The following is a 22,273-nucleotide window of genomic DNA, read 5'->3' on the forward strand; positions in this document are numbered from 1 at the left end:
ATATATATATATATGAGCTCTTTTTTTTCAAACTGGCACTTCGCGCCGATCCCGCTTTTTTTAGCAGTGGTGAGCCTTATATTTGTGGTTCATGGTTTTCTGAGCGAAAAGGCTCGCACTTTTACTCCTGCTCTGTCCACTATCTTTGTGTATTCTTATATTTTTTCCAACCTGTTTTATATAGGGTTGGGAAGGTCCTTCCTTGGCATTTTGCTCTCCCAATTCTCTGCAGTTTTTTTCTTGATTTTAACTTTACGTTTAGCCAGGCGTAGGCATGGACTCAACGATATAGTCAACAACAAGCAGTCGGCAATTCGATCTATATTGTACTGCACTGCTTTCTTAATTGGGTCGGTTATATTTGCATACGGTGCTGCGCATATTCCACTAAAGTGCACTGGAGCCAAATGCGCGGTCTTCTTCGATTTTTTCGGAGAGAATCTCGATTACGCAGCCTATTGGGCTGCAACTATGTGGGGAGGATTTCTTATCTCTGTCTCCACTTTGGTCTATTTCAGCCTGATCAAGCAATATTTATCAACAAGGAAATCACGTAATGGGAAATGAAGCCAAAGATGAAGTTCAAGATATTTTTACGTCGTCACGCGATATATACAATGGCTATGTGACCCGGACAACATTTGCACTCGGCCTCCTGTCCAACCAGATCGGCTATCAACTTTCTACTGTAGGGGAGAAGTTTCCGGACTTGAATTCGCGAGCCGTGCAGCAGAAGCTTTCTCAGTTCGCCCGTTTAAGCCGAGAGCAGGATTGGGACGGAATTGCCAAGATAGCGAGAGTGGGATCAGCGGCGCGTTCCTTTGCAACCATTGCCAGTAGGATAGGCCCGGCGGCATGGACTGTGACTATTGGTGAGGGGTTTGCTGACGTCGCAAGCTATAATTCAAGCGGTAGATCCACAAGCGTCGGCGATACGATTGCCAGAACCGGCGGCGTCGCTGCCGACATCCTAGCCGGCTGGGCTATCAACGCCGCGCCCGTTGCCGCCGCCGCATTTGTTGGTGCGGCACCTCTGACAATGTTGGTGGTCGGAGGAGTGGCAGTCGGGGCTGCGGCAGTCTATGGGTTCGGTGCGGGGTCATGGGTTAGAGACAACGTCACCAAACTTATTCAAGAATACACCCACGATTTTAAGCCGTACGAGCCCTCTGATATGCGGGCAAAAATTTCCGACTTCTCCACCACTGCGACAAGCTCAAACGTGCTTGGCGCGGTGACGCCTCTGCCACCAGTTCCCACGCAGACGGATCTTGCCGCGCAACCAACGCCTCTTTCCCCTCCGGACCCGGTTACGTCCGTCGCGCCGCTTACACCTGCGTCGCTGCCAGATTTTCGGAATGATTGGAACTCCTCGTCCAATAGCGGGGGCGGGCAGTATTCGGGATCGTCTGGTCGCGGTGGATCTGCCGATATCTACGGCAGTTCATCGTGGGGCGGACACGATTCTCGCTCTAAATCCCGCGAGCGAGATGGAAGTCATTCAACTTTGGTAATCAATTTCTCGGGGGGCCACGTTGAATCCTACACGGTGAAAGTCGATGCCTATGGCAATAAGACTGTAACTCCGGACAAAACGGGTGTTGGCCTCTCGTTTGCCAAGGAATTCAAGGGAAATTTTCAAAAGGAAGTTAAAAATTATAGTGACTCTTGGGGACAGCGCAGTCCGGTTCTTCTCGATCTGAGCGGCAACGGCTTGAGCGTGGAGACCATGTCTTCTTCTTCCAAATTCATTGATCTCGATGGGGACGGGTATCAGCATCGAACTGCCTGGGCGGGCGCCGGTACTGGCGTCCTTGTCGTCGACTCAGACGGAGACGGCAAGATCAGCCGATCGAGCGAATTTGCCTTCACCGAGTGGGATTCTTCGGCGACGAGCGACCTTGAGGCGCTGAAGCATGTCTTCGACACCAACAGCAACGGCAAGCTGGACGCCGGCGATGCCCAATGGTCCAAATTCCGGGTGGAGGTGAACGGCCAGTTGGTGACGCTCGACAGCCTCGGCATCACCTCGATCGACCTAACGCCGAAGGGAAGCGGCCAGACCTTCGAGGACGGCTCCGCCATCACCGGAACCACCACCTTCACTCGCACAGATGGCACGACGGGAGCTGTTGGTGACGCAACACTGGCGAATGACGAAGCAGCATTCGTCGTCAAGACATCCAGCGCGACGAAGGCAGACAGTTCGGTCGAGAAGACGATCCTCGCTTACAACAAGGATGGCAGCCTTGCCTTCCGCAACGTCGTCACCACCAGTGCCGACGGAAAAAGCGTTCAGACGCAGTTCGACGACGACGGCAACGGTACCTTCGACCGCTCGCAGACCAATAGCCTGACCGTCGATGCTTCAGGAGTGCAGACCAAGACTGTTTCCAATTTCAATGCCGACGGATCGCTTTCCGACCGAACGACCACAGTCACCAGCGCCGATCATCTAACCGTAACGACGTCGCTAGACCAGGATGGCGACAGCATCGCCGACCAACGGCAGACATTTGTCAAAAGCGACGATGGATCTACCACGACGACCACGCAGCAACTCAGCATCAACGGCACCGTCCTGTTTGGGACAGCCGTCACCGGCTCCGCCGATGGCGTGACGAAGACGACCAGCCTCGACCGCGACGGCAACGGTGTCTACGACGATGTCGTCACCGAGACTACTACAGTCGCGGCGGATGGCAGCCGCACCAAGACAGTGATTGATCGCAGTTCCAATGGTAAGCTTCTATCAGAGGTCGACATGTCCACCAGTGCTGACGGCCGCACCATCACCGTGACGGTCGATGCAGACGGTAACGGACCCCGCGAAACCAAAACCGTCACCACGTCGACGGTCGCGGCATCGGGCGACGTGACCCAGGACACGATTGTCTACAACACGAATGCGTCCTTCACTAAGCGCTCGAAATCGACGACGGTCACGACCGCGAACGGATTGTCGAAGACCACGACGAGCGACGTAAATGCCGATGGGGTCATCGATTTCACCGATACCGATGTGACGGTGATCGACGCTACCAACCGGACGCAGACCGTCCAGCATCGGACCAAGACCGGGACAACGGGTACGCTTCTGTCCCAGACGGTCACGAAGACCAGCCTCGACGGCAAGTCGATCACAATCACCGAAGATGGGAACGGCGACACCAAAACCGACAAACTGACCGAGATCGTTGTCGGGACCGATGGCAAGACTACCAACACGGTTAGCGCGCTGAATACCGACGGATCAACAGTCAGTAAGACCATCACCGTCACGACGACAGACGGTCTATCGAAGACGATCAGCGTCGATGCGAACGGGGATACCGTAAACGATTTGGTCGTGTCGGACGTCACTACGACGAATTCCGATGGTAGCCGCACGGAAACCGTGACGTCGACCAGCACCAACGGCACGCTGATCGGGAAGACTGTTACAACTACGTCATCAAACAGCTTGACACAGACGGTCAAAACGGACGCCAACGGCGACGGCGTCTTCGAAGACACAACGAAAAGCGTTGTCGTTCTCGACAGCACCGGCAAGCGTACCGAAACGGTGCGAAGCACGAGCGCCGACGGAACGCTGAAGACCCAGATCGTCACCGATGTCAGTGCCGATCGGCGAAATACCACGATCGTGACGGATGCGGATGGCGACGGCAGGACAGATACGCGCCGGGTAGAGTCAGTTTCCGCCAGCGGAAATGTCAACATTTGGGAGCGGCAATATGCTGCCGATGCATCGACGATCAGCACGACGATCACTGATATCAGTGGCAATGGCCTGACGAAGGCCGTGTCGGCGGATTTGAATCACGATGGCGTCGGCGACAGGATCACAAGCGACACGACCGTACTGAATGCCGATGGCAGCAAAACGCAGACTATCTCTCTGACAAGCAGCGATGCCACGCGTCTCAACAAGAAAATGGTCGTCACCAGCGGCAACGGCATGTCGATCACGACGAGCGAGTACTTCAACGCCGACGAGGTGGTTGATGCCAAGACGACCGATGTGACGACATTCGACACCTATGGGCTGCAGTTCCAGACCGTATCGAACTACCGGGGAACGTCGCTCATAGGATCAACCAAGGTTACGACCAACCTCAATGGCCTGTCCGGATCGACCGACTACGATCTGGATGGCAACGGCACGATCAATCAGACCTTGTCGTGGAAGAAAACACCACTCGATCCCCTCGGATCGGTCACCACCACCGAAACGGTCAGGGCGGCCGACGCCAACACTACGCTGCTCTCGCAGAAGATCACCACGGTCAGCGCCGACAAGAAGACTACCACGATTAGCTCCAAGATGATGCCGACGCCGTTGTGGACTTTCTGGAGACGATCATCATCGACAATGCCGGAACGCGTAAGGACGAGGTCAAGCAGTATGCTGCCTCCGGCACGCTCGAGAGCCAGGCCGTCGCTATCGTTTCGGATGACGGGTTGTCGAAGTCCGTTAGTTCCGACCTCGACGGCAACGGCATCTTCGAACTCGTCACCACCGATGTAACGGTGCTGAACGCCGACGGCAGTCGCACTGAGACGATCTCGAAGAAGGGCATCGGCGATGCCCTGGTCTCCCGCACGACCTCCAGTGTCAGTGCGAGCGGGTGGAGTAAGACGACGAGCTGGGCCGATGCCAGCGATACGACGGTTCGGTCTATGAGTGATGTCGCCGTCCTCAACGCCGATGGCGGCACGACGGAAACTGTTTCCTACTTCAAGGCCGATGGGATGCTGGAAAGCCAGACCGTTGCTACGATCGGGGCTCACGGTCTCACGACGACGATCACTACTGATGTCGATGGCGATAACATCGTCGACAAAAAATCGGTCACAGCAAAGCAAACGAACGGCTCGACCATCCAGACGCTCAGTGACTTCGGCGCAAATGCGGCGCTAAAGGATTCGAAGACGATCACGACCTCTGCTGACGGCCTGACGCAGACTGTTGAATACGACAGCAATGGCGACGGCACCGTCGATAAGAAGACGACCAAAACGATTGTTCTGAAAGCGAATGGCAGCACCACGACGACCACGAAGGACATCGTTGCCGGTGTCACAAAGAGCATCACGCTGACAGAGGTGTCTGCGGATGGCCTGACCGTTACCACCAAATGGGACACTGCCGGCACCGGCGGCGGCACCACCTTCGACAAGAGCCGCACCGACGTGACCGTCCTCAATGCCAATGGGTCGAAGACGCAGACGATCAGCAATCTTTCCGGGACGACGCTGACCAGCCGGACTCTCGTCACCACCAGCGCCAACGGCCTGTCCGTCACCACTCAGATCGATCCGACCGGTGCCGGCACCTACAGCCAGACGGCGACCGATGTGACGGTCTTGAATGGAAATGGCACGAAGACAAGGACAGTGGAAAGCAAGAAGGCAGATGGTTCGCTGATCTCTCGGACTATCACCACGATCAGCGCCAACGGCCTGATCATTGCATCCAGTGAAGAGCGGCCGGGCTTCACCAACCAGACGGTCACCGACACGACGACAATACTGGCGGACGGCGCGGTTCGGGAGGTGGTCGAGACCAAGGATAGCGGCGGAACCCTGATCGGCAAGATCGTGACGCTTACTAGCGCCGACAAGCTGACCGTCACGATCGACCGTGATGGCAATGGTGACGGCATCGTCGACCAGCGTCAGGAGACCGTTACTGCCAATTCCGGTATCCAGACATCCGTCACCACCAACTTCAAGACCGATGGAACGGTCAAGGATAAGTCGACCGTCGTTGTATCCGCCGACGGCCGCCTGACCACAACCACATGGGATCTCGATGGCGACGGAATCATCGATCGTGAGCGGGTGACGCACTTTAACGCTAATGCCGACGGAAGCAGCACCACTGTCATGTCGGATACCGAACTGCCAGGCGGCACGCTGGCTGCAACGACAACGATCCAGACATCTGCTGATGGGAGGGTGAAAACAACGTCGAAGGATATCAACGGCGACGGTACGCCCGATCAGATTGAAAACATCACCGTCGATTCCACAGGCGCGTCTGTCTCCGTTGTCACCAACAATGCCACGGCGCGGTTGGTTTCGAACCTAACGCCGGGAGGCGTCTATTGGAGCCAGGCAATCGCCGCCAAGATCGAGACGACCACATCGGCAGATGGCCGTACCAAGATTGCCAAATACGACTACGATGGCAACGGAGTCTACGAGACCGTCATGCAGTCGACCATCCAAGTCGACGGCTCCATTGTCACGGCAGTGACGGAGAGCAACCCCAGCGGAACGGTCACGGCCAAGGGCACGATCGCAACCAGTGCGGATGGGCTCATGACCACGCTGTCGAAGGATGTCGGCAACAATGGCACTATCGATCATACTGAGACGGCTGTAACGCATGCCGATGGCTCGATCACCCTGACAAAGGTCGATCTCAACGCCAGCGGCGCCTTAACGCAGACGACCGTCGTGCAGGTCACCGCGTTCGGCTCGCTGTCCTCCAGCCTCACTACGGACGCGCTCGGCCGCAAGACCTCTGAGACTATTGTCGCAGCCGACGGAAGCTCTGTGACAACGACCTATGACGGACCGACAGGACAGACGCTGAGTGTCGCAAATGCCAATAAGGCCGGCCTGCTGACCACCGTCACATTTTACGACCCGCTGAATGCCAGCACATCGGCGAGGATTGAGCAGCAATACGACGCCGCCGGCAATAAGATCCTCGAAAAACACATCAATGACGACGGATCGCGGATCGAGATTGCTTTCGATCCATCGAATGCTGCCTCATGGTCACAGATTCAACAGAACTACAATGCGGCGGGGCAGTTGACTTACAAGCTTGAGACCGCTGACGATGGCACGAAGACCGCCACTGACGTCGCGGGCAACCTGTCATGGTCGACCATCAAGCAAACCTATGACACCGCGAATAGGCTGGTCGGAGTAGATCAAACCAACGATGACAGCACGCGCTATGTCACCAGCTACGATCCCGCCAATGCCGTGAATTGGTCTCGCATCGACTATTCCTACAATGCCAAGGGTGAACTGACAGCAAAGAATACCTATTACGATAACGGCGACAAACGCTATGAAGCGTGGGACCGGGCGAATGCAAACTGGACATCCCGTCTGGTGATTCAGAATAGCGCCGGACAGACGACTTACGAAGAAACGAAATTCGATAGTGGTCAAACGGACAAAAGAACGAATGACGTCAGTAACTCTTCCAATTGGCTGTACCAGATCAGTTCATACTCGGCATCAAACAAGCTTATGCAAATCTACACGCGGATGGACGAGACGCAGAAGTGGATGTACGAGTATTTTGACTATCTGAATAACCAATCATGGACCAGAGACATCATCCGCTTTGACAGGAACGGAGTCCGAACCAGCGGTGATACCTATTTCGATGACGGCACCCGCATCGAATACGAGTATCATTCCGACCGCGGGGGCGCATTGGATTGGTGGAAACGGTATGACGCCCAAGGGCGCGTCATCGAAATCTATAACCCACCGGTCCTTCTGGATCTGAATGGCGACGGCCACATCGATCTTCGTCCTCTTGACTCACTCGGCTCGTCGGTAGGTTTTGACTGGAATGGCGACGGTGTAGCGGAAGAAACGGCTTGGGTTGGACCGCAAGACGGCTTTCTGGCGATCGACCTTGGTGCCAACGGGTCTGCAGGCCCCGATGGTAAGATCGACCAAGCCCGAGAACTGGCGTTCAGTCTCTGGGACAGTGAGTCGGCGACCGACCTCGATGGCCTCCGGTTCGCGTTCGATACGAACCACGACAACGTCCTTGATCTGAACGACGACCGTTGGAGCGAATTCCGGGTATGGCGCGATCTCAACCAGAATGGTGTCAGCGACGCCGGTGAACTGCAGACGATGACGGATGCTGGCATACGGTTGATCAATCTGATACCGAACCGTGACGCGATGCAGTCGTTTGCCGACGGATCTATCATCACAGGCACCGGCTCCTATCAGACCGTTGATGGAAACCAATATCTGGTCGGTGACGCCGTCCTAGTCTCGAAGTCGACGCAGGCGGCCAATGTCGCTTAACAAGACTCCTATCCTCATGCCGGCGCTTTATAGCGCCGGCATGACCTCTATTGTTTGATTCCACGCCATGACCAATATCCAGACAGCGTCCGAGCCCGACGCCACGGAAGAGATCGGTGACGACTCCTCGCCATTACCTGAAGCCGCAATCGCCGACAGCGGGTTGTCAGCGATATCTGCTGTTGCAGGCTATTTCCGGATCGCATCTCGTCCCGATACGCTGAGCCGTGAGCTCGCCCTGACCAGGCCGGCGGCGGCGGACGATCTCCTGCGCGCGGCAAAAATCGTGGGCCTGAAGGCGCGGACGATTCGGGCGGACAAGACCAAACGGCTGACGACCCTTCCGGCGCCAGCACTTGCTTCGTTGAAGGACGGCACTTTCGCGGTGTTCGCCGGCGTCGCCGCTGAAGGGCGATACCGCCTGATCAATCCCATCGACTTCTCCGCCCGCAATGTCGAGGCGGACGAACTGCTGGCGCTGACCTCAGGGGAGTTCATCCTCGTCCAGCGCCGCTTTGCCGGTCCCGGCGCCGCACAACAGAATTTCGGCTTCCGCTGGTTCTTGCCGGCGATCTGGCGCTATCGGCGCGCCTTCGGCCACGTGCTGATCGCCTCACTCGTCATCCAGATCTTCGCACTCGTGACCCCGCTGTTCTTCCAGGTGGTCGTCGACAAGGTGCTGGCGCATCGCAGCTATTCGACGCTGATCGTGCTCGTCATCGGCCTTGCTGCTGTCGGACTTTTCGATGTCATCCTGCAATATTTGAGGACCTATGCTCTGTCGCACACGACGAATCGCATCGACGTCGAACTCGGCCGGCGGCTGTTCCGTCATCTTTTGAACCTGCCGCTCAGCTATTTCGAAACCCGCGCCACCGGCCAGACGGTCGCGAGAATCCGCGAGCTGGAAACCATCCGCAATTTCCTGACTGGCCAGGGCCTGTTTTCAGGTCTGGATCTGATCTTCACCATCGTCTTCATCTTCGTGCTGTTTTCCTATTCTTCGACGCTCGCCTGGATCGTCGTCGCTTCCATTCCTTTCTATATGGCGATCGGCTTTCTCATCCGGCCCTTCCTCAAGGAACGGATCGACGAGAAGTTCGAACGCGGCGCCTTCAGCCAGCAACTGCTCGTCGAAACCGTCGTCGGCATCCAGACGCTGAAGGCCTCGGCGGTCGAGCCGGTGGTTTCCTCGCAGTGGGAGGAGCGGCTGGCTGCCTATGTTCGATCGTCCTTTCTGGCGACCATGCTGGCGGCGAAGGGCCAGAACGCCATCCAATACGTCAACAAGATTACCTCGGCCGCCTTGCTTCTCTTCGGCGCACAGGCGGTGATCGACGGAGAGCTGACCGTCGGCGCACTGGTTGCCTTCAACATGATCGCCGGTCAGGTCTCCCAGCCGATACTGCGCCTGTCGCAGCTCTGGCAGGATTTCCAGCAGGTGCAGGTCTCTGTCGCCAGGCTCTCGGACATTCTGAACGCCCCGCAGGAGCCGCGCCCGAGCGTCGCCGTCAGCCTGCCGCCGCCGAAGGGTGCGATTGGATTCAAATCGGTGAACTTTCGTTATTCCCCGGATGGCCAGGATGTTCTGAAGGACATCAGCTTTTCCATCCGGCCGGGCGAGGTCATCGGCATCGTCGGCCCCTCCGGCTCCGGCAAGTCGACGCTGACCAAGCTGGTGCAGCGCTTCTATATCCCAAACAGCGGCCAGGTCTTCGTTGACGGCCAGGATATCGCCCAGGTCGATCCGGCATGGCTGCGGGCAAATATAGGCGTCGTGCTTCAGGAGAACATGCTGTTCAACCGGACGATCCACGACAATATCTGCATGGTCAATCCGGCGATGTCGCGTGCCGCCGCCATCCAGATGGCACGCCTGTCAGGCGCCGACGAGTTCATCGCCAAGCTGCCGCGCGGCTATGACACGCTGATCGAGGAGCGCGGCGCCAATCTGTCCGGCGGGCAGCGGCAACGCCTTGCGATTGCACGTGCGCTCGCCACCAATCCGCCGATCCTCATCCTCGATGAAGCGACGAGCGCGCTCGACTATGAAAGCGAGCGCATCATCCTCGGCAATATGCGCGAGATCGTCCGCGGCCGCACCGTCATCATCATCGCCCATCGCCTGGCGACGGTCAGGCACTGCAACCGCATCATCGGCATGAAGGACGGACGCATCGTCGAAGAGGGAACGCACGAGACGTTGCTCGCCCGCCCTAACGGCCTTTATGCTCATCTCTGGCAGTTGCAGACGGGGCCTGTTCAATGAACCAGAACGTTCAGCCTCCGCGGCTTCCGCCCAAGCCTCAGAAGCGATTGCAGGTCGACAACGAGTTCCTGCCTGCCGCGCTCGAAATCCTGGAGACGCCGGCGTCGCCGATCCGCACGGCACTCATCTGGTTCATCTGCCTCTTCACCACCGGCGCGCTGATTTGGAGCTATGTCGGCAGATTCGACATCGTCGCAACGGCGCAGGGAAAGATCCAGCCGACCGGACGCGTCAAGGTGATCCAGTCGATCGAAGTCGGCAAGACGATCGCGGTGCCGGTCTCGAACGGCGTCAAGGTGGAAGCTGGAGATATTCTCGTCGAGCTGGACCCGACGGAAGCGCGGGCCGAAGTCGCCGCGCTGACAGCCAGCCTCTCTGCACTACGCGCCGAGGTTACCCGTCGCGGCGCGGCATTGGCGCAGGTAGAGGCTTGGCAGCGTGGTGACCTCTGGAGCAATACAAGAAGGATCGAGATTGCTCCTGAGTTCGACGCATCGATCCCAGCAGAAATCCGAACACGCGAAACGCTCCTCTACCATTCCGATCTTGAGCAGCTTGCCTCGGCGCTCGACAGTCTCGCGGCCCAGCGCAGCCAGCAAGTCGCTGCCGTGAAGCGATACAGCGAGATGGTTGCTGCCCAGCAGGCGCTGGTGGCGACCCTTGCAGATCGTGTGGCCATGCGTTCCAACCTCGTCGATCTCAGTGCCGGCCCGAGATCGGGTGTCATCGATGCCGTCGAGGTCAAGCAGAAGGAAGAGGCAAATCTCGCCGAGCAGGTCGGTCAGCAAGCAGAGGCGGAGATGGCGATCCTCGCAGCGACCAGCGAAGGCCTGAAAACACTCAAGACCTTCGTGGCCGATAATGCTCAGAAGCAGGCGCAGGCATCGCGGGAGATCGACGAGAGGGAGCAGCAAATGGTTAAGGCTGCGAAGCGGCTCGACTCGATGACAATCAAGAGCCCGATCCGGGGCATCGTCCAGACCTCGGCCATCACCACCATCGGCCAGGTGGTGACATCAGGCGCCGAGCTGATGCGGATCGTGCCGGACGATTCATCTCTTGAGATCGAGGCTTATCTGCCGAACCGCGATATCGGCTTCGTCTCGCCGGGACAGCACGCCGCCATCAAGGTCGAAGCGTTCCCCTTCACCCGCTATGGCATTCTGAACGGGACTGTCACTCGTATCGCGACCGACGCTATTCCCGAACCGGATGCGCAGCAGCTCGAAGGCCAGCCCGCCAAGGAGCTGCAGAGCCTGATCCCGATCGGTAATGCCCAACGCGTCCAGAACCTTGTTTTCCCTGTCGTCATCAAACCGGACGAGACAAGCATTGACATCGACGGAACGCGCGTCCCCCTCTCGCCCGGCATGTCCGTCACCGTCGAGGTTAAGACCGGCAGCCGGCGTATCCTCGAATATCTCTATTCGCCGCTCGCCGAGATCGGTTCAGAAGCAATGCAGGAAAGATGAGCAGAAGCAGCGCGAGATGCTCGGCCGCCCTCAAAGAAATTTCTACGGATTTATCGCGAGCACGATCACCGTGCTGAGGAGCCGCAGTCCGATACGCAGGCAGCTGTGTCTGCCGCAATACAAGCCTGTTCGAAGCCGCCGATTGAACACATTGATGCGTTTGCGGCGAGAAGGTGATGGGGCAGGAGGCTGCTTACGAAGGGAACAGACGACGCATCCCGGTCGCCTCGATGGCACCATCCACCCAGAGTTCGACAAGGCGGGTGTAAATCCCGGATCGGCATTAAGCGCGAAGCCTTGCGCCCACCCCGCGCGACGACTCGATCGGCAATCTCAGTTCTGCGTCTCATAGCAGCACGCATCCGCAATCACAGGCGGCTTGTCCACCAGCGAGGTGCGACGCGCAGGCAAAGCGTCGACTATCGGAGAAGGCAGGATTATTTGCCATACATGATGCTTAAATCCGAGATAGCCGGCCGCATTAAATCCGAAACGGACGAGCTTGAAATCCGAATTAGACGAGAATAAGCTCCGAATCGGACGGAGGAGATAGGCTATTTTGGCCCCCGGAGGATTCAATTGACTGGAGGACAGGCCGGAATGCTCTATCCCAGGGGTGCTGCCGACCGGATCCGAATCGCCTTGAAGGACACCCCGGTGGTGTTGATTAACGGACCGCGCCAATGTGGCAAAACGACCTTGGCACGAACGCTGCTGCAGTCAGGTCGACCGTACTTTACCTTCGACGACGAGACAACCTTGTTGTCCGCCAGGACAGATCCTGTCGGATTTATCCGCCAGATTGACACCGCGACTCTCGACGAGGTTCAGCGGGCTCCCGAGATCCTGCGCGCGATCAAAGTGGCAGTCGACGATAATCGCCGGCCGGGTCGATTTCTATTAACTGGCTCGGCGAATATCCTTGCTTTGCCCGCGGTATCGGACAGCCTTGCGGGCAGAATGGAAGTCGTTACCTTGCTTCCACTTGCCCAGTCGGAAATCCGAAACGCCACATCAAATTTTCTGGATACTGCATTCGCAGGCCAGGCAACCACCCCATCACAGCCGTTGACCGGAGACGCATTGATCGAGCGCTGCCTGGTTGGCGGCTACCCTGAAATGCTTGCCCGCTCAGACCCGAAGCGCCGTTCCGCCTGGGCCCGAGACTACATCCGCGCTATAGTCGAACGGGATGTGCGCGATATTGCTGATGTCGAGCGCCTGGATCAGATGCCACAACTGATGCGTGGACTTGCCCATCATTCCGGACAATTGCTCAACTTCACACAATTGGCTGGCCAAGTTGGTCTCGATGACAAAACCGCTCGCCGTTATATAGGCCTGTTTGAGCAGTTGTTTCTCGTCCGGCGTATAGAGCCTTGGTTCCGTAATCCTCTTAACCGCCTTGTAAAGACCCCGAAGCTCTTGTTTCTCGACAGCGGGCTTTTGGCGGCGTTGATTGGGATCACGGCAGATCGGATCAGAGGAGAGCGCTCGCTCTTCGGGCCGATACTTGAGACCTTTGCCGCGAACGAGATCCTCAGGCTCTCGACTTGGAGCGATGTTCAAACAAATATTCACCACTACCGCGACAAGGATCAGGACGAAGTCGATGTCATTCTCGAAGACGAAACGGGCAGCATTGCGGGATTTGAAATCAAGGCGTCGGCAACCGTGACACCGGCCGACTTCAAGGGGCTGAGAAAAGTCGCAGCCGCAACTGGAGCCGCCTTCAAAGCGGGCTGGGTGCTCTACGACGGTGACAAGGTTCTGCCGTTCGGAGACAGACTTGCTGCTGTGCCCCTCTCTTGTCTCTGGAGCGGATAATCGCCCACCCGGCGATTTGCAGGCCCACCTGTTCAGCGAAATCATTTAACGAATATTTCGTCAACGATCTGCATTTTGCCATCGACGACGATGTAGTGAACGTCCCGCTTGAACAAATGGAGAGCGCCGAGGGAGCCTGCCCGACGAGCTCGAGATGCCCGCGACGTGCTGCCCACATCCACACAGCTCCTGCCTCTCAAGCCGCGGTGCGGAGATGGCGTGCGAGCCACGAACCAATCGACCCATACCACGGTGGCGAATTCAACTGCTTCGAAGCTCCGCCACGGTCCGCGCCGATGAATGACCTCGGCCTTGGTTGTCGTAGCTGTCGCCGACGCTTCCTTCCTTCATCTTCTCGGCGACGTCGCTTGGAAGTCCGGCCCTGGAGCCTCGTCCACTTCGGCCTTCTTCACTCATTCATTGAGGGTCTACGCCGTGCAGCCGATCTTGGCGGCGATCGATGAAACCGCTGCCCACCGCGAGCAATGTTCGCCTTCGTGATTCAAAACCATCCGCACCGCCCGGGCGCGGACTTCAGGTGAAAATTTGTCCATTGTCTTGCCACTTTCTCAGAAGTTGGAGCCTCCGGCAATCCGGCGCGGTTCAAGCTGATTATCCGCGCCCGAAGACTCTGTAGAAGACAGATGTTAGATCTTAATATCATTAGTTACTTATTAAAGCCCATTTGCATGCCGCTAGCGAAATTTTAGAAGTGCCTTAGACATCGAAATTTAGAACCGATGGGTTTTTTGTCGCCATATTCATCATGCATTAGTAAAGGACGACAGCGTATTATTTGCAACCAGCGCTTGATTAATAGACTGTGATTTGGTAGCTAATCTTCTCAAGAGAAAAACCTATGGCAAGCCTGATCTTTTAGGTAATAAGACCAGAAGAAAGGTGGCGCCGGTGAGTGATATGCGCTTGAGAATTGGGTATTATCCGATTTTTGTAACTATAATTGGAATTTATATTTGTGTAAAATCCATCAGGAGGAAGAAATTTAACCGAGAAGGGGGTTATATATTCACCACTGATGATAAGTATATTTTTTGCATCTTTTATCTTTTACCTGAATGGAACTGTATCCACCCAGAATTTCGTTGCGTCTCAGCTCTCGGCCACAGTGTTTTTCTTTCTCCTTATGAGAATAGCGATCAGCAATGCGGCGGTCCATCCCGGGCCGGTTCTGCTGGATGGCGGAGCGTCCCGAACAACGCTGGTCGCAATAACTTTACTCTCAGCTCCAGCCTTGTTGATTGGTGACTATTTGGTGGCAAATATATCCCTACGCTGCACCGGAGCAAAATGCGTCGCTTTCGAATTTATATTTGGATCCGACACCATTTTTACAGTGTTTTATTGGTTGAATACTATCGGATCTGTTTGGCTCGTTTCAGGCGTGGTTTGCCTTATCGTTCTAATGAGACGCTTTTTTGATAAATAACTACTCGAGGCACGCCTTCAAGACGAGGTCTTGGTTTCCTCCAATGGAGACGGCTCGTCCGTGCCGGGATGAGTAACTGGAGCGCGTTAGCTGGCAATCGGTTTGTCCACCAGCTTTTCGACCAATCGCCTGAGTTCCGATGGGGTGGTATGGCCAGCCACCACCTCGTGGTAGCCGATCCCGGCGCGTCGCAGCGCCTCCTTCTTTACCGCATCGCGTGCGGCCGCGGCGCCTTGATGGTGTCCTTCGCCCTGGTACTCGATGACATGCCGCGGTCGGCAATTGCTGTCGACGAGCAGCAAGTCGACCCGCTTCGAGTTGATGCAACTGTAGGCGTCCGCATCGGTGCTCCGGAGGATCTCGCCCAGCGAAACCTGCGCCATGACCTGCCAAGAGGAATTGCAGCCGATCACGATGCTGTCGAGCTCACGAAACACGCGGGCTTCGCTCTTGTTCAGCAACGGCTGAATGGTGAAGTTCGAGCGCATCACGATACGCAGTTGATCCACGGGGTCGACCGGTTTCAATAACTGCGGAGCTGGCACCGGACGCCAAGGTCGCAACAGGATGCGCTCATTGCTGCGCTTCTTCTCGGGATGCGACCTGTTTCTCTCCAGCCGCGCCTGTTTTCTCGTCGTTTGTAGGAGCTGCTCAACGGCCATGCCGGTGACGAGGCCGACAAACAGCGCTGCGATCAGCAGTTCTGGCTTAGCGAAGTCTGCAACCGTTATGCCGTCCGACGCGCCTACTGCGGCAGCTCCGATGATCAGCCCCGGCGCTGCGAACAGCACCGACCTTTGGCGATAGCGCATGCCCCTCTCCAGATTTCCCGCCAGCATAGTAGAACGCATGCACGACCCGCGAAAAGCTAGCCAAAAGCGTTAGGGCGAAGGCGGTCAAGTCAGACGCTATCGAGTTCAAAATGATAGGCTGGCGATGCCGCAGCGCTTTTGTTGACTCTGTCTTTCACTCAGTCGAAAAGAGACTTGGCTATGAAGGAGATGACTGATGGCTGAAGAGAATAATACCGGCGCCGCTGCCGGCGTCGCGGAAACGAATGCGCCGATAAAAACGGACGTTAAGAAGAAGCGTGCGCCGCGTCGCCAAAAGCAAGCTGCCGAACCGGCTGCTGCCGCGACGGAGGCGGTAACCGAACCGTCGCCGGCGGCAGGCGCGGCAAAACCTGCTGGGCGGGGCAGGGGAAGAAAACCGAGGTCGATCGAGGCAAAACCATCCGATGGCAAGGGCACCCTCAAAGGGAGAGGAAGAAATAAGATCGCGAAGCCTGCCGGGCAAACGGCGAAGGCATCCGCGCCCGTGACTGATGAGCTGGAAGATCTGCTTCAGCTTGAAGAAGAGAACAAGCGCTTGCGCAAATTGCTCGCGGAGAAGCTGCGCCAGGAAAATACCGACCTGCGCAAACGGCTCGGGCTTGATTGATCAGCACTCAAGCATTTAAGTCGGCCGCCAACGCGGCCTCAGCCACCGTCTCTTCTGCAGAAAAAACGGTCGCCGGGCGCCCTCGTCGTGCCCGGCCGACTTGCGAGTGGGGAACAGGGCGCTACGCTGCATCGCAGCCCGGCTTGATCGAGGTGAAATGCCGATGAAAACACCGTGGAAATTCCTCGTCGATTTGACGTCGCGGCGTCGAGCGGCAAAAGGGCTCGAGAGTTCCATCGGGCATGATACGAATCCCGCTCTCGATTATCAGGCGGACCAGACGCCGGCATCTCCTTCGACTGAAGACTACGCCCCAGCGGAATACAACGAGGCTGTTCTGGTCGAGAGAGTGGCATCGGCATCGGACGACATTAAAGGCGATCGCGATGCAGCGCAGGCATTGGCACCGCCGGTCGTTGGTGACGAGGCTTTGACACTCTCACCAAGCGAAGCGCGTCGTTCAGTTGAAAGCGCCGATGATTCGCCCGAGGCGAATTCGAAGTCTCGGACAAGGTCTCCGCACAGCCGCGGTGAGCGGAGGATGGGAGCCCAGGCTAACACTGGCGCGCGGGCCGGTGTCGTGACACATGAAGGTCAAGGCGTGCCTCGGTCGTCTGGGCGCGACGCGTTCTTCGACGATGTGGCAAGCCTTGATGAGGACATCAAAAAACTGAAAAGAGAGCTCGCCCGGAAGCTCCAGCTGCAAAACGCCCAGCTCAAGACGATGCTGAAACGGTTCGACGTCAATTGAGCTTGGCACGGAATCTAAAGGTCTAATGTAAATATGAAAACATCACAGCGAAACTTCGTCGTCGAACTCAAGTCGGGTCGCCGGCGATTGACAACCCAGGCAAATTCGATCTGGGGAAACACCGATATCAAGGCTTTCATCCGTCAGGCAGAGACGGAAGCGCCGCACTTGTTCGAACCCAAGCACAAACTGGACGCTGTCGGCGAACCCAACGAAATGGCCCAGTACCGAGAGCCAGCAAATCAGCTCGACCAGAGCGATGACGCCAGCAACCAATCTCCGTTCGCCGCTTCTTTGGTCGAACCGATGCCAATCGATCCATCGCAAAGCCATCACGATCACGTCCGCTCCATCGCCCGATCGAACAGACAGTCGGCCAGGAGGCCGGCTCGAAAAGCAGCGAAGCGAATCGGCGAGAGCCGCTCGGGAAATCATCCTGATAGCGTAAGCGGCGACCGCCGCAAAAGATCTTTCGCCGCTTCCGTCGAAGCCCCCGTTGATGAACTGGCTGCGCTTGATGCGGAAAACCGGCGTCTCAAGGCATTGCTGATAAAGCGACTCCGCGAGGAAAATCTGCAGCTTCGGACGATGCTCCAACGACTTGGCGTTGTCTGAGAGGTGACTGATGTGCCAGCTTCTCCGAGTTTGGCAATGTCCTCCAAAGCCTCCTTCGCGCCGAGCGCCGGTGGCTTTCCAAACTCCGGCTTCCGGACGTCCTTTATGCCACCATTTCTGAGCACAGCTGCGTGAATAGTCCGACTCCCTTTCACCGCAGACGTGCTCCGCCCAAGAAGTCTTGTTCTGGCACGTCCCTTCGACGAGTCGCTGCAAGAGGGCGCTAACCGACCTGCTCCACCGCCAGCGTCCCCGCCGGAAGCGGACTGATCAGAGACTTCGCGGAGACGGTCGGATCGAGCCAATCGGCCCAGGCATTCCGCTCGAGGATAACAATCTGCCGGTCATGGTAGGGAGCGATGTCGGGTCCGGGCTCCATCGTCAGCATGGTGAAAGCTTGGCCAACTTCCGGTGTTTCTCGCCAGATGCAAGTCGAACTGCTAAGCTTCACCTGGCGCGTAGTAGAGCGGCACATAGGCTTCCGCCGCCACGGCTCCCCGGCTCTTCGCCCAAGTCTTGGCATATCGCCGGATCGCGTCATAACTGGTATCGTACCCGAGTGCCCAGACTTCCTCGTAGATCCGGATCAGCGTCAGCCGTTCACGCGACGGCTTGCCCTCGTTGGCTGTGAGAAACTGCTCGATCTCGGTCTTCCACGCTCCGATCCTCGGCGGCGGTTGCCGCTCTCGTTCATAGGTAAAATCGGTCTCGTCGGAGCGCAGTATCTTGCGAACCGTATTGCGCGACAAATGGAGTTCCCGGACGATCTTCTTCACCGACAAAGCTCTGCAGATGGAAGGCCTGTCGAACACGCGCAATCGTATCCACTCGCTTCAACTCCCGGCCATCCGCCGCTAAAAGCCGGATGGTCAGATGAAATCTGAGTGGGTCAAATTGGATGCCGATTACCCCGCCAAAGGGGTCAAAATTTGGCTCTGACTCAGTTTTGATGCAGTTGTAACGATGCTGCCTTGCTGGTTTCCACAAAGGAATCAGCATGATGAGCACTAAGTTTCGCCCCTCTGATTTGGTACCGGCAGGCTTCATCGTCGAACGCATTACCCACATTGACGATGAAACCTGCATCTTGCTTTCCCGAGCCAGCGCTACCGCGGCTTGTCCGGCATGCGGACGGATGTCGCAAACGGTTCGAAGTCGCTATTGCCGCCAAGTAGCGGACCTTCCCCTCTCTGGGAGACGCGTCAGGCTGCTCGTGCAGACACGAAGGTTCGCTTGTGATGCCGTGCTCTGCGGGAGGCAGATATTTGCCGAGCGGTTTGGCGACGTGCTGCCGCCCTATGCCAGACGAACTGGGCGTCTTGAGCATGTCGTCCACCATTTAGCGCTTGCGCTTGGGGGACGCCCGGCGGCGCGTTTTGCCCAGCGGCTGATGCTTCCCGTCAGCAACGACACTTTGCTGCGCGTCATCCGCAGGCAAGGACTACCAACGTCGACCCCGCCCTCGGTGATTGGCATCGACGACTGGGCCTGGCGGCGCAATCATCGCTACGGCACGATCGTGTGTGACCTAGAACGTCGGCGGCCGGTTTGTCTGTTGCCGGATCGTGAGCCGGCGACGGCGGAAGCTTGGCTGGGGCAGAACCTCCAAGTCCAAATCATTGCCCGCGACCGTGGCGGTGCTTACGGGCTCGCGGCGGCAAAGGCGCTGCCGGATGCGTTGCAGGTCGCTGATCGATGGCATTTGATGGAGAATGCCAGCCGTGCGTTCCTGGACGCTGTCCGCAAATCGATGCGGCAAATCCGCAAGACACTCGGAGCAACGCGCATCAATCCCAAGCTGCTGACCGCAGCCGAACGCCTTCAATACGAAGGCTATCTCCGGCGCGAACAGACGAACGCGGCCGTCATTGCGCTGGCGAAGGATGGTGTCACGATCAAGGAAATCGTGCGCCGTACCGGTCATAGTCGCGGCTTGGTCCGCCAAGTCCTGAGAGGGCAACGAAACGATGTCTTTCGGTCCAGAGAAAGCTCGTTGGAGCCCTATCTCGAATGGCTCGACTTGCAATGGGCTGCCGGCGAGAGGAACGGCACTGAGCTATGGCGGCGTTTGAGAACACAGGGCTTTCGTGGTTCGCGCCGGGTCGTGAGTGAATGGGCCACACGACGGAAGCGAGCCGACAAGGCGGATGCGGACTCGTTGACCCGCATTCCCTCCGCCCGAACGATTGCCCGCCTTTTGACAACCAGCAGAGACAACCTGACGAAATCCGAGACCGTCGCAATCGCCGCTATCGAAAGTGGTGTTCCCTTGCTCGTTACGGCTCGCGATATCATCGCCGACTTCCATGTTATGATCCGGCGCAAGGCGGAAAACCATCTCGCGCCGTGGATCGACCGCGCCCGTAACAGTTTGGTTTCCTCCTTTGGCAACGGCGTGGCGAAAGACATACAGGCAGTCCGGGCAGCGATCGTCTCACCATGGTCCAATGGACAAACCGAGGGGCAGATCACCAAGCTCAAGCTGGTAAAGCGCCAGATGTACGGACGCGGAAAGCTTGATCTTCTTCAAGCCCGCCTGATTGGCGCGACATGAGAGAATTGCACCAAATCTGCGTCAGAGCCAAAATTGCACGCCGAAACACAGAGGGGCATGCGCTAGGCCAAAAGCTTCGTGAGGTGGACGGACCCTCCGGAACGGCACCGACAAGCCTCTACCGGCGTGCCGAATCTGTTTCCGCCCTTGTCTGAGGACTGGTTGCGTCGCCGCGCCCGCGGCCATCATGAGGACGAAGAGGTAGCCAATCTGCAATGCGGTTCATCTGCGATGCGAGCGACAAGATGCAGCTTGGATTTGCCGCTCTGCCTCCTTCACGACCTCGCGGTAGCGGTGCGGCCATTGCGTCCTGCCCCGCTTTGGTCCTGCCAGGCTCGCGCCGCTCGCAACGGCTTCGCCGTCCTCCACTTCGTTGCGGCCCTGCGGGTGCAGGCAGCGCTTGCTGCCTGGCTTTCGGCCCACGTAGCAGGTCGCGATAGCCGCGACCTCCAAACGGAGGTTCAGATATGAGCACGCAGCAATCCAATCAACGATCCGATATTTACAGCCGCATCACCGCCAAGATCATTGCCGATCTCGAACAGGGCGTACGGCCATGGACCAGGCCCTGGACGACGAAAGATGCGACAGCCGAGGTCAGCCGGCCACTGCGCCATAACGGCCAACCATACACCGGCATCAATGTTCTGCTCCTCTGGTCGGAAGCCATCGCCCGCGGCTTTGCGTCATCGACGTGGATGACGTTTCGCCAGGCAAAGGAGCTCGGCGCTGCCGTCCGCAAGGGCGAAACCGGCACAACCGTTGTCTTCGCCAGCTCATTTATTCGCGCCGAGACGACGGAGACAGGCGCGGAGATCGAGCGGGATATCCCGTTCCTCAAAACCTACACGGTATTCAATACCGATCAGATCACCGGTCTCGATGGGCGGGCCGGATGCATTGAGCCCGTCCAGGATCCGCTGAGCCGCATCGGCGATGCCGGACGCTTCTTTGCCAATACCGGCGCACTCATACGGCACGGAGGATCGGCCGCCTATTATGCTGCTGCCCGTGATTACATCCAAATGCCACACCTGGATGCCTTCCGCGACGACGCGTCTTATGTCGCCATCCTGAGCCACGAGATGACGCATTGGACCGCGGCACCCCGAAGGCTTGATCGTGATCTCAGCCGCTATGCGAAAGATCGGAGCGAACGCGCTCGTGAGGAACTCATTGCCGAACTCGGCAGTTGCTTTCTCTGCGCCGATCTTGGCATCGTTCCGGAGCTTGAACCACGCCCCGACCACGCAAGCTATCTCGATGGCTGGCTCAAGGTTCTCGGCAACGATAAGCGGGCAATTTTTTCAGCGGCAGCTCATGCGCAGCGGGCCGTCGATTACCTGCATGACTTACAGCCGGAGTTCAATGAGGAGGCGGCGGCGTAAGCCGTCTGTTCCTCAGCCATTCACACAGGATAACTCCAGCGGCCGATGGCCTCGCGCGCTTGCGGCCGTCGAGATCTCGGCTTGAGTCAATTCTTCGCTAACGCGCCCTTGAAAAATGCCTGCTCCATCTGCTTGGCAGCCGCCTCGGCATTCGTAGTCAGAAAGTCCAAAAAATGTCTGCCGACCACCTCACTTTGTGAAATTGAAGCAACCGTGCGGCTTCCTGATTGCCGAAATAACGCCCTGTTTTGTGTGAACGAGAAACCCACTGGCATAAAGTCGAGCATCATGCTCATCCGAACAGCCTTGTGCCTCCATTGCCGCTGGAAAGACTCAGCCCTTTGTTCCCGGGGTCGATAACAACCCCTGGTTTCACCTAGCTAGCGACGGGTGACAACGTTGCCTCAGCAAGGGTCAATCAGCAG

At 57.5% G+C, this 22,273-nt stretch carries 13 protein-coding genes and 2 pseudogenes; 10 read left to right on the forward strand and 5 right to left on the reverse strand.

The features are described 5' to 3' along the window. The 5 genes and pseudogenes from PH551_RS30725 to PH551_RS30750 all read left to right on the forward strand — a co-directional run. The coding region (locus PH551_RS30725; RefSeq protein ID WP_285196190.1) for a hypothetical protein at positions 1–567 on the forward strand (567 nt) is incomplete at its 5' end. Between the two features lie 1,162 nt (positions 568–1,729). Next, a pseudogene (locus PH551_RS33090) lies at positions 1,730–8,085 on the forward strand (beta strand repeat-containing protein). Positions 8,086–8,152: 67 nt separating this feature from the next. Further along, on the forward strand, positions 8,153–10,354 hold the full coding sequence (locus PH551_RS30740; protein ID WP_285196193.1) for a type I secretion system permease/ATPase: 2,202 nt from the start codon (positions 8,153–8,155) through the stop codon (positions 10,352–10,354). Next, entirely contained in the window at positions 10,351–11,826 is a 1,476-nt protein-coding gene (locus PH551_RS30745; RefSeq protein ID WP_285196194.1) for an HlyD family type I secretion periplasmic adaptor subunit, read from the forward strand. Before PH551_RS30740 ends, PH551_RS30745 begins: the two co-directional genes overlap by 4 nt. 600 nt (positions 11,827–12,426) lie before the next feature. Further along, positions 12,427–13,653, forward strand: a complete 1,227-nt coding sequence (locus PH551_RS30750) for an ATP-binding protein (RefSeq protein WP_285196195.1) — start codon at positions 12,427–12,429, stop codon at positions 13,651–13,653. 41 nt (positions 13,654–13,694) lie between these two features. On the opposite strand, the gene PH551_RS32990 is transcribed toward PH551_RS30750, so the two are convergent. Then, on the reverse strand, positions 13,695–13,904 hold the full coding sequence (locus PH551_RS32990) for a preprotein translocase subunit SecA (RefSeq protein ID WP_350223868.1): 210 nt from the start codon (positions 13,902–13,904) through the stop codon (positions 13,695–13,697). 1,282 nt (positions 13,905–15,186) lie between these two features. Continuing rightward, positions 15,187–15,912: a DUF2726 domain-containing protein gene (locus tag PH551_RS30755; protein WP_285196196.1), complete on the reverse strand. Its 726-nt coding sequence runs from the start codon at positions 15,910–15,912 to the stop codon at positions 15,187–15,189. A 196-nt stretch (positions 15,913–16,108) separates the two neighbouring features. Between PH551_RS30755 and PH551_RS30760 the strand changes: the two genes are divergently transcribed. The 3 genes from PH551_RS30760 to PH551_RS30770 all read left to right on the forward strand — a co-directional run bounded on the left by PH551_RS30760 (position 16,109) and on the right by PH551_RS30770 (position 17,906). Then, positions 16,109–16,540, forward strand: a complete 432-nt coding sequence (locus PH551_RS30760; protein WP_285196197.1) for a SyrB2 regulator — start codon at positions 16,109–16,111, stop codon at positions 16,538–16,540. 163 nt (positions 16,541–16,703) lie between these two features. Then, positions 16,704–17,291 carry a hypothetical protein gene (locus tag PH551_RS30765; RefSeq protein WP_285196198.1) on the forward strand — a complete coding sequence of 196 codons (588 nt, stop codon included), beginning with the start codon at positions 16,704–16,706 and terminating at the stop codon, positions 17,289–17,291. A gap of 33 nt (positions 17,292–17,324) precedes the next feature. Beyond that, on the forward strand, positions 17,325–17,906 hold the full coding sequence (locus tag PH551_RS30770; RefSeq protein ID WP_285196199.1) for a hypothetical protein: 582 nt from the start codon (positions 17,325–17,327) through the stop codon (positions 17,904–17,906). Between the two features lie 223 nt (positions 17,907–18,129). Here the strand turns inward: PH551_RS30770 and PH551_RS30775 are convergent. Both PH551_RS30775 and PH551_RS30780 read right to left on the reverse strand, forming a co-directional pair. Continuing rightward, positions 18,130–18,333: pseudogene (locus tag PH551_RS30775) on the reverse strand (SOS response-associated peptidase family protein); the annotation flags it as partial. Between the two features lie 13 nt (positions 18,334–18,346). After that, entirely contained in the window at positions 18,347–18,682 is a 336-nt protein-coding gene (locus tag PH551_RS30780) for a hypothetical protein (protein WP_285196201.1), read from the reverse strand. Between the two features lie 224 nt (positions 18,683–18,906). Between PH551_RS30780 and PH551_RS30785 the strand changes: the two genes are divergently transcribed. Further along, positions 18,907–20,460 carry an ISL3 family transposase gene (locus PH551_RS30785; protein WP_285196207.1) on the forward strand — a complete coding sequence of 518 codons (1,554 nt, stop codon included), beginning with the start codon at positions 18,907–18,909 and terminating at the stop codon, positions 20,458–20,460. A gap of 467 nt (positions 20,461–20,927) precedes the next feature. Further along, entirely contained in the window at positions 20,928–21,848 is a 921-nt protein-coding gene (locus PH551_RS30790; protein ID WP_285196202.1) for an ArdC family protein, read from the forward strand. Positions 21,849–21,934: 86 nt separating this feature from the next. Here the strand turns inward: PH551_RS30790 and PH551_RS30795 are convergent, their stop codons facing one another. Then, complete coding sequence (locus tag PH551_RS30795; protein WP_285196203.1) at positions 21,935–22,144, reverse strand: hypothetical protein; 210 nt, start codon at positions 22,142–22,144, stop codon at positions 21,935–21,937. Positions 22,145–22,273: the final 129 nt, after the last annotated feature.

It is taken from the genome of Rhizobium atlanticum (assembly GCF_030182485.1).
Classification (GTDB): domain Bacteria; phylum Pseudomonadota; class Alphaproteobacteria; order Rhizobiales; family Rhizobiaceae; genus Rhizobium.

Bases quoted from the DNA above. Each gene is read 5' to 3' on its own strand.
- PH551_RS30795 (WP_285196203.1), bottom strand. From the start codon at position 22,144: ATGAGCATGATGCTCGACTTTATGCCAGTGGGTTTCTCGTTCACACAA.
- PH551_RS30765 (WP_285196198.1), top strand. From the start codon at position 16,704: ATGAAAACACCGTGGAAATTCCTCGTCGATTTGACGTCGCGGCGTCGA.
- PH551_RS30740 (WP_285196193.1), top strand. From the start codon at position 8,153: ATGACCAATATCCAGACAGCGTCCGAGCCCGACGCCACGGAAGAGATC.
- PH551_RS30745 (WP_285196194.1), top strand. From the start codon at position 10,351: ATGAACCAGAACGTTCAGCCTCCGCGGCTTCCGCCCAAGCCTCAGAAG.
- PH551_RS30785 (WP_285196207.1), top strand. From the start codon at position 18,907: ATGAGCACTAAGTTTCGCCCCTCTGATTTGGTACCGGCAGGCTTCATC.
- PH551_RS30750 (WP_285196195.1), top strand. From the start codon at position 12,427: ATGCTCTATCCCAGGGGTGCTGCCGACCGGATCCGAATCGCCTTGAAG.
- PH551_RS30755 (WP_285196196.1), bottom strand. From the start codon at position 15,912: ATGCGCTATCGCCAAAGGTCGGTGCTGTTCGCAGCGCCGGGGCTGATC.
- PH551_RS30770 (WP_285196199.1), top strand. From the start codon at position 17,325: ATGAAAACATCACAGCGAAACTTCGTCGTCGAACTCAAGTCGGGTCGC.
- PH551_RS30790 (WP_285196202.1), top strand. From the start codon at position 20,928: ATGAGCACGCAGCAATCCAATCAACGATCCGATATTTACAGCCGCATC.
- PH551_RS30760 (WP_285196197.1), top strand. From the start codon at position 16,109: ATGGCTGAAGAGAATAATACCGGCGCCGCTGCCGGCGTCGCGGAAACG.